Annotated in this window: 6 protein-coding genes (1 of these 6 running past the window's edge); 2 read left to right on the forward strand and 4 right to left on the reverse strand. The window is 59.3% G+C overall.

Annotated elements, in window-relative coordinates; genetic code table 11:
* The first annotated feature begins 117 nt into the window (after nucleotides 1-117).
* Entirely contained in the window at nucleotides 118-441 is a 324-nt protein-coding gene (locus PSAKL28_RS06270; RefSeq protein WP_038607993.1) for a DUF2025 family protein, read from the forward strand.
* Nucleotides 442-483: 42 nt separating this feature from the next.
* Here PSAKL28_RS06270 and PSAKL28_RS06275 read toward each other — a convergent pair whose 3' ends face one another.
* The 4 genes from PSAKL28_RS06275 to PSAKL28_RS06290 all read right to left on the reverse strand — a co-directional run bounded on the left by PSAKL28_RS06275 (nucleotide 484) and on the right by PSAKL28_RS06290 (nucleotide 5,552).
* Complete coding sequence (locus tag PSAKL28_RS06275) at nucleotides 484-3,072, reverse strand: bifunctional diguanylate cyclase/phosphodiesterase (RefSeq protein ID WP_038607995.1); 2,589 nt, start codon at nucleotides 3,070-3,072, stop codon at nucleotides 484-486.
* A gap of 56 nt (nucleotides 3,073-3,128) precedes the next feature.
* Complete coding sequence (locus tag PSAKL28_RS06280) at nucleotides 3,129-4,202, reverse strand: diguanylate cyclase (protein WP_038616280.1); 1,074 nt, start codon at nucleotides 4,200-4,202, stop codon at nucleotides 3,129-3,131.
* A gap of 199 nt (nucleotides 4,203-4,401) precedes the next feature.
* Entirely contained in the window at nucleotides 4,402-5,262 is an 861-nt protein-coding gene (locus PSAKL28_RS06285; protein ID WP_051939191.1) for an IS3 family transposase, read from the reverse strand.
* On the reverse strand, nucleotides 5,259-5,552 hold the full coding sequence (locus PSAKL28_RS06290; RefSeq protein WP_038608001.1) for a transposase: 294 nt from the start codon (nucleotides 5,550-5,552) through the stop codon (nucleotides 5,259-5,261). The genes PSAKL28_RS06285 and PSAKL28_RS06290 overlap by 4 nt, the downstream gene beginning before the upstream one ends.
* Nucleotides 5,553-5,625: 73 nt before the next feature.
* On the opposite strand from PSAKL28_RS06290, the gene PSAKL28_RS06295 reads away from it, so the two are divergent.
* A protein-coding gene (locus tag PSAKL28_RS06295; protein ID WP_038608005.1) for an MBL fold metallo-hydrolase crosses the window boundary here: on the forward strand, nucleotides 5,626-6,408 show its 5' portion. Its footprint extends 282 nt past the window's final position; 783 of the gene's 1,065 nt are visible here — the first part of the coding sequence; its start codon is at nucleotides 5,626-5,628; the stop codon falls past the right edge of the window.

Raw genomic sequence — 6,408 nt, forward strand, 5'->3', positions numbered from 1 at the left:
CCAGGATTTTCCATTAACCTTGGACCTCGAGTCGCTCCAGCAGAGAGAGACCACAACCGCCCCGCGTGCCAATCCCTTTCGTCCTGCGTCCTTGTGGATGCTTCAGTGAGGTTTGACATGCACATCACATCACAGGATATCTGTGCCGCCGCCGACCAGCTCAAGGGTTTTGTCGGCTATCACCGCAAGCTGGGCAAGCATATCGTGCGCTTCAGCGAAGACTCTTTCGGCATGGACGTCGCCGATGACAGCATCACCCCCAGCAGCGAATTCGTCTGGCAGGACGGCGAGGGCGAAGTCATGACTCTGAGCCGCGCACTGATCGAAATTCTCCTGGCGCAGAATGTTGATGAGCGACTCAATGTCAGCGAGCCATTGCGGGTTTACCTGCGTCGCCGCGACCTGCCGGAGATTGCCGCGCAACGGCGCCTGCGCGCGTAATCCCGGTAGGCGCGGGCTTGACCCGCGATTGTGGTCTGTCAGCTACATCGCATCGCGGGGCAAGCCCGCTCCCACAGGTTGGCGCAACAGTTGTTCGAAAGCCTGCTTGTCGATCGGCTTGCTCAGGTAGAAGCCCTGAACTTCGTGGCATTTTTCCTTGCTCAGGGCCTTGAGTTGCTGCTCGGTTTCCACCCCCTCGGCGGTAACCGTCAGGCCCATGGCCTTGCCCAGGTTGATGATCGCCTGGACCACGGCGCGGTCGTTACCGTCACTGCTCAGGCCGGCAATGAAGCGCTTGTCGATCTTGATACTGTCGAAGGGGTAGGTGCGCAGATAGCCCAGTGACGAATAGCCGGTGCCGAAGTCATCCATGTTCAGGCGCACACCCAGCTCCTTGAGTGCGGTCATGGTGCCCAGCGCGCCTTCGATGTCGTTGAGCATGACGTTCTCGGTAATCTCCAGTTCCAGGCGCTGGGCGGGAAAGCCGGTGTCGACGAGGATCTTGTAGACATCACTGACTACATCGCTACGAGAGAACTGCGCGGGCGACAGATTCACCGACACCAGCAGCTCTTGCGGCCAGCTGCGTGCGGTCTCGCAGGCCTCGCGCAACACCCAGCGACCCAGGGGCACGATCAGGTCGGTCTGTTCTGCCAACGGAATGAACGTATCCGGCCCCAACAGGCCCTCGACCGGATGCTGCCAGCGCACCAGGGCTTCGACCGAAACGATCTGCAAGGTATCCAGGCGATAGCGCGGTTGATAGTGGAGGACGAATTCGTTGTTCTTCAGCGCTTTGCGCAGGTCGTTTTCCAGCTGACGGCGGTACTGGATCTGCTCGTTCATTTCCGGCGAAAAGTAGCGCCAGGTGTTTTTGCCATCGGCCTTGGCCTGGTACAGGGCGATATCGGCGCAGCGGATCAGCTCCCCGGCATCAAAGCCCTGCAGGCGGGTCTGGGCGACACCCAGGCTGGCGCCGACGTGCAGAATCTGTTCTTCGAAGTGGATCGGCTGGTGCAGATTGTCGATCAGGCGTGCGCAAAAGCGGTCGATTTCGTTGCGGCTGTCCATGCCGTTCATGACCAGGACGAACTCATCTCCGCCCAGACGCGCCACCAGGTCACCGTCACGGGTCGATTCGCGCAGGCGGGTGGCGACTTCCAGCAGCACTGCATCGCCGGCGGCATGGCCGAGGGAATCGTTGATCGGCTTGAAGCTGTCCAGGTCCAGCAGCAACAAGGTCAAGGGGGCGGCGTCCTGGCCTTTGAGTAGCGCCTGTTCGAGGAAGCGTGACAGCTTGTTGCGGTTGGCAAGGCCGGTCAGTGCATCGTGCATGGACAGGTGCTGGATACGGGCGTGGGCTGCCACTTCATCGGTGATGTCACTGGCGGTGCCGCGAAAACCGGCGAGCTTGCCTTTGATCATGATCGAGCGCGCCGACACCCGGCAAAAGCGCAGCTGACCGTTCTGGTCGCGATAGCCGCAACGCAGATTGGCCATTTGCCCAGGGTCGGAATCGGCCTGGTTGTCGAGCCAGAGGGTCAGGGGTGTGGTTTCGCAACTGAGCAGTTGATTGAGCGGTTGTCCCAGCCAGTCCTCGGTGCTGAACCCCGTCACCGCGACAAAACGCTGAGATAGGTAGCTCAAACGATGGTGGCGGTCGGTTTCCCAGATCCAGTCCGAGGCAGCCTCGGCTACCGCCCGGAAACGCTGTTCGCTGGCTTCCAGAGCCAGGTTGCTGGCCTGCAGGCGTTGCAGGGTGCCGTCGATTTCCCGCGAAGTACGCAAGGCGTAGCGGAAGAAGTAGACCATCAACAGCCCGAGCACCAGCATGGCGCCAAGCAACGGCGGCAGTACAGCCCAGAGCAATTGATCGCCTGGGCGTGGGGTAAGCCACTCCAGACGGTAGCCGGTAGTGCCCAGGGGCAAGCTCGACTCGTCGGCCGCCAAGGCCCCGGTTTTCTCGATGCGCATCCCCGTCAACCCAGCGCCGGCGCTCAGGTTTGTCAGTTTTTCCGGGGTCAACTGATCGACGAAGATCATCACCGAGGTGGTTTGCGGGTCAATGCCCAGCTCTTCATCGTCAGGACGGATGGCGGCGGCCACCAGCACTGCCGGCCAGCCATTGAACAATATGTGCCGGGTGATCTGCTGGCGCTCGGTGGCAACGTTCCGGGCCTGGGCAATGATCGGTGCCAGCGCGTCATCTATATAGGTGCTGGCCGGTGCACTACTGAGCTGGCCTTTGAACAAGGCGTATTTGGTGCTGTGGTCATCGACCACGAACACCCCTTCAAACCCGCTGGCGGTGTACAGCGAGTCACCGACGTTCTTTTCTTCATGGGCCCACTTCAGGTCTGCAACGCCATTGAGGTGTTCATAAGCGGCATCCCATACGGCGTAGCTGGAGAGAAACTGCCGGGCTGCCTCAAGCCGCTGCTCCAGTGCTTTGTGCGCGTAGAAGCTGCTTTTTTCACGCTCGTCGGCGTTGAGCGAGGTGGCAATGTTGAACAAAGCCCCGAGAGCAATCAGGCAAGCCAGGGCAAACAGCGCGGCGATACTGGCGATGAGTTTACGCGTTTGCAGGCTGGGGGGCGGGCTGGTAGACGAAACCTCGACGATCCTGTCCATACGCATCCTGATCCTTGGTGAGTTGCGTCCCGGCGGCTGCGCCACCGGGCGAACGTTCAATCAGGATAGGCCAGCTTCAGCGCTGTGAGGTCCGGTTGGGCGAAATTGACCTGGTTGCGTCCGCTTTTCTTCGCCGCATACAGGGCTTTGTCGGCTTCGTTGAGCCAGTCCTGGGCGTCAGCCAGACCCTCGCGGCAGTTGGCAAGGCCGATGCTCAAGCTGATACGCAGTTCCGGCAATTGTGGGTTGCGGTAGCTGCCAACCCGCTCGCGCAGCCGCTCCATGGCCAGGCTGGCTTGCTCCAGGTTGGTGTTGGGCAGGATCAGGCAGAATTCGTCGCCGCCATAGCGGCCGGCCAAATCGTCTTCGCGCAAGCCGAGTTTGAGCTCGTTGCTGAGCTGACTCAATACGCAGTCGCCCACGACATGTCCGTAGGTATCGTTAATGGCTTTGAAGTGATCGATGTCGATAAGCGCGATCACCGCCTGGCAATGTTGTTGCTGGCAGGTCTGGAACTTGAGCTGCAGCAGGTCTTTCCATGAGCCGTGATTAAGCAGACCAGTCAGGCTGTCGGTGCGGCTCAGGGCGCTGAGGCGGCGTTTATGCTCGGAGAGATTCATTGCCAGCCGGTAGCAGACCCAGCCGACCGCCATCGGATACAGGGTCAGCATTGGCAGGCAGGCGTAAACCTGCAGAGGCGTGGCCTGCAGCTGCAAACCGGCACCGAGCAGGGCAATCGAGAGCCCCGCGCCCAGGCCTTGGACTAAGAGCCCCTTGAAGAACAGGCGCTGGCCACCAGCGGCGAAGTTGTTCATCGCCATCATTGCCAGGATGGTCACGCTGGGCAGTGGGTTGAACTGCATGGCGGCGGTCCAGAATCCACCCATCAACGAATCGACCAGCAAGTTGCGGTATTCGGCGTGATAGGGGACGGCGGCGCGTCGAGCCAGTTGAAACGCCAGGTGTGGCCAGATCAGGCCATTGAACAGTAGCAGGCCCCAGACCCACGGTGGCATCTGCAGGGTTGAAATGCCGGCCATGACACTGAGCATGCCGATGCCCAGGCCGATAATGCGCGGCAGGTATATTCTCCTGACAAATGAAAGTCCCTTGCCGCTTCTATTATCCATCATGGTAGCTGGTCTATTCCGGGGCGCCGTTTATCGCATAAAACGAGTGAATATTGTTGAACAATCGCAGGCTATTGAAAAATGGCCTTACAAGCCATTTCACGGTTGATGCAGCCACCTTGGGGTAACATGAAATTAGCCCTTATCCTTGGAGTGCTTTGGAACTGTCCCTTGGCAGCGGACGCCAAGAAGCTGGGTGTTAAGGTTTCTGCTTCAAGCCCTTTGCATAAGCGTTCGGTGAACGATAACCCAACGCCGAATGCAGCCGACTGCTGTTGTAGAAACCATGGATGTAGCTCGCGATTGCCCCATAAGCTAGCCTCTTGCTCTGATAGACCCCGCTTGCTTCTTCCTTCTTAAGCGTAGCGAAAAAGCTTTCAGCGACGGCATTGTCCCAGCAGTTTCCTTTGCGGCTCATGCTCTGCGTAAAGCCTTTTTCGGCCAATGCTTGGCGAAATTTGCTGCTCGTATATTGGCGTCCCTGGTCGGAATGGAACACAACCCCAGAAGGCCCCAAACTGGCGTTCCAAGCGTTGATAAATGCGCGCTCAACCAAATCATCCGGCATCCTGTCCGCCAAGCTGTAGCCCAGCACCTGGCGGGTCTGGATGCTTAAGACCACCGCCAGGTACAGCCAGCCTTCTCGGGTTGAAATGTAGGTGATGTCGCTCACCCAGGCTGGATTGGCGCTCTGTACCGAAAACTGACGGTCAAGCACATTGCGTGCGACAGGCTGGAAGTGGCGACTGTCCGTGGTCTGGGGCCGGAAGCGAGCCTTGGGTTTGCCATGGATACCTTCCTCGTGCATCAGCCGCGTAACCCGTTTGTGGCCGACTCGATGAGGTATCTGACGCAATGCCTCGACCAACCGTGGCCGCCCATAGGTGCTTCGACTGGCGGCATGGATCCTGCGCAGATCAATTCGAATCTGTTTGTCTGGATCTGGGCGAACCGGGCGGTTTAGGTAATCGTAAAATCCTGAAGCTGACACGCCCAACACCCGGCACAACAAACGCACCGGGAACTGAGCCCGCTCTTTAGCGACGAAGGCGTATCTCACCTGGACTCTTTGGCAAAGAATACCGCCGCCTTTTTTAGGATTTCACGCTCCATTTTGAGTTCAGCATTCTCGGCCCGTAATCGCGCCAGCTCGCTGCTCTCCTTGGTAACAGGTTGACGCTCCGGTGAACTCAACGGAAGACCTTTGCGTGACGCATCGACCCAGTTATCCAGCGTCTTAACAGACATCTCTAGCTGACGAGCGGCTTCGGTTCTGCCGACCGTTTCAGCCAGTGCAACAGCTTGGGCCTTGAATTCGTCGGTGTAGCTACGGCGATTTGGTGGGTACATGGGAACCTCCAAGTTAGCGATGTAAGTATCGCTTCTTGGCGTCCGTTGTCATGGGACAGTTCCACTTCTACTCATGGCCCCTTTGCCCCCCGAGGCCGGTGAACCGGCGCAGCGCCAGGATGGGCGATACCACAACCAGCGGGCATTGCCGCAAGACAGCGTGTTTGAAAAACTGCGCATCGGCTTCAAGTTCCTGATCCTTGGCAAGCCGCCGGGAACCCGGCCGGATGTGGAGATTGCCGTGCAGCCCCTGAGCCGTCAGCAATTGCTCGAAGCGCCGGATCGCAGCCTGTGGCGCCTGGGGCACTCCACGGTACTGCTGAAACTGCACGAGCGCTTCTTCATCACCGACCCGGTATTTGCCGAGCGCGCCTCGCCGGTGCAATGGGCCGGCCCCCAGCGCTTTCACCAGCCACCACTCAAACTTGAAGAGCTTCCGCCGCTGACCGCAGTGATCCTTTCTCACGATCACTATGATCACCTCGATGAACAGGCGATACGCCAGCTGGCTGACCGGGCCGAGCATTTTCTGGCGCCGATGGGCGTTGGCGACCTGTTGATCGAGTGGGGGGTTCCGGCGTCCAAGGTTCGCCAGTTGAACTGGTGGCAGGAAACCCAGGTCGAGGGCATCCGCTTCGTTGCCACCCCGGCGCAGCATTTTTCCGGACGTGGGCTGTTCGACAGCAACAGCACCCTGTGGGCGTCGTGGGTGATCCTGGAGGAAAACCTGCGGCTGTTCTTCAGCGGCGATACCGGCTACTTCGACGGCTTCAAACAGATTGGCGAGCAATACGGCCCGTTCGATGTAACCCTGATCGAAACCGGTGCCTACAACCTTGAGTGGCCTAGCGTGTAC

This window comes from Pseudomonas alkylphenolica (assembly GCF_000746525.1).
GTDB lineage: Bacteria > Pseudomonadota > Gammaproteobacteria > Pseudomonadales > Pseudomonadaceae > Aquipseudomonas > Aquipseudomonas alkylphenolica.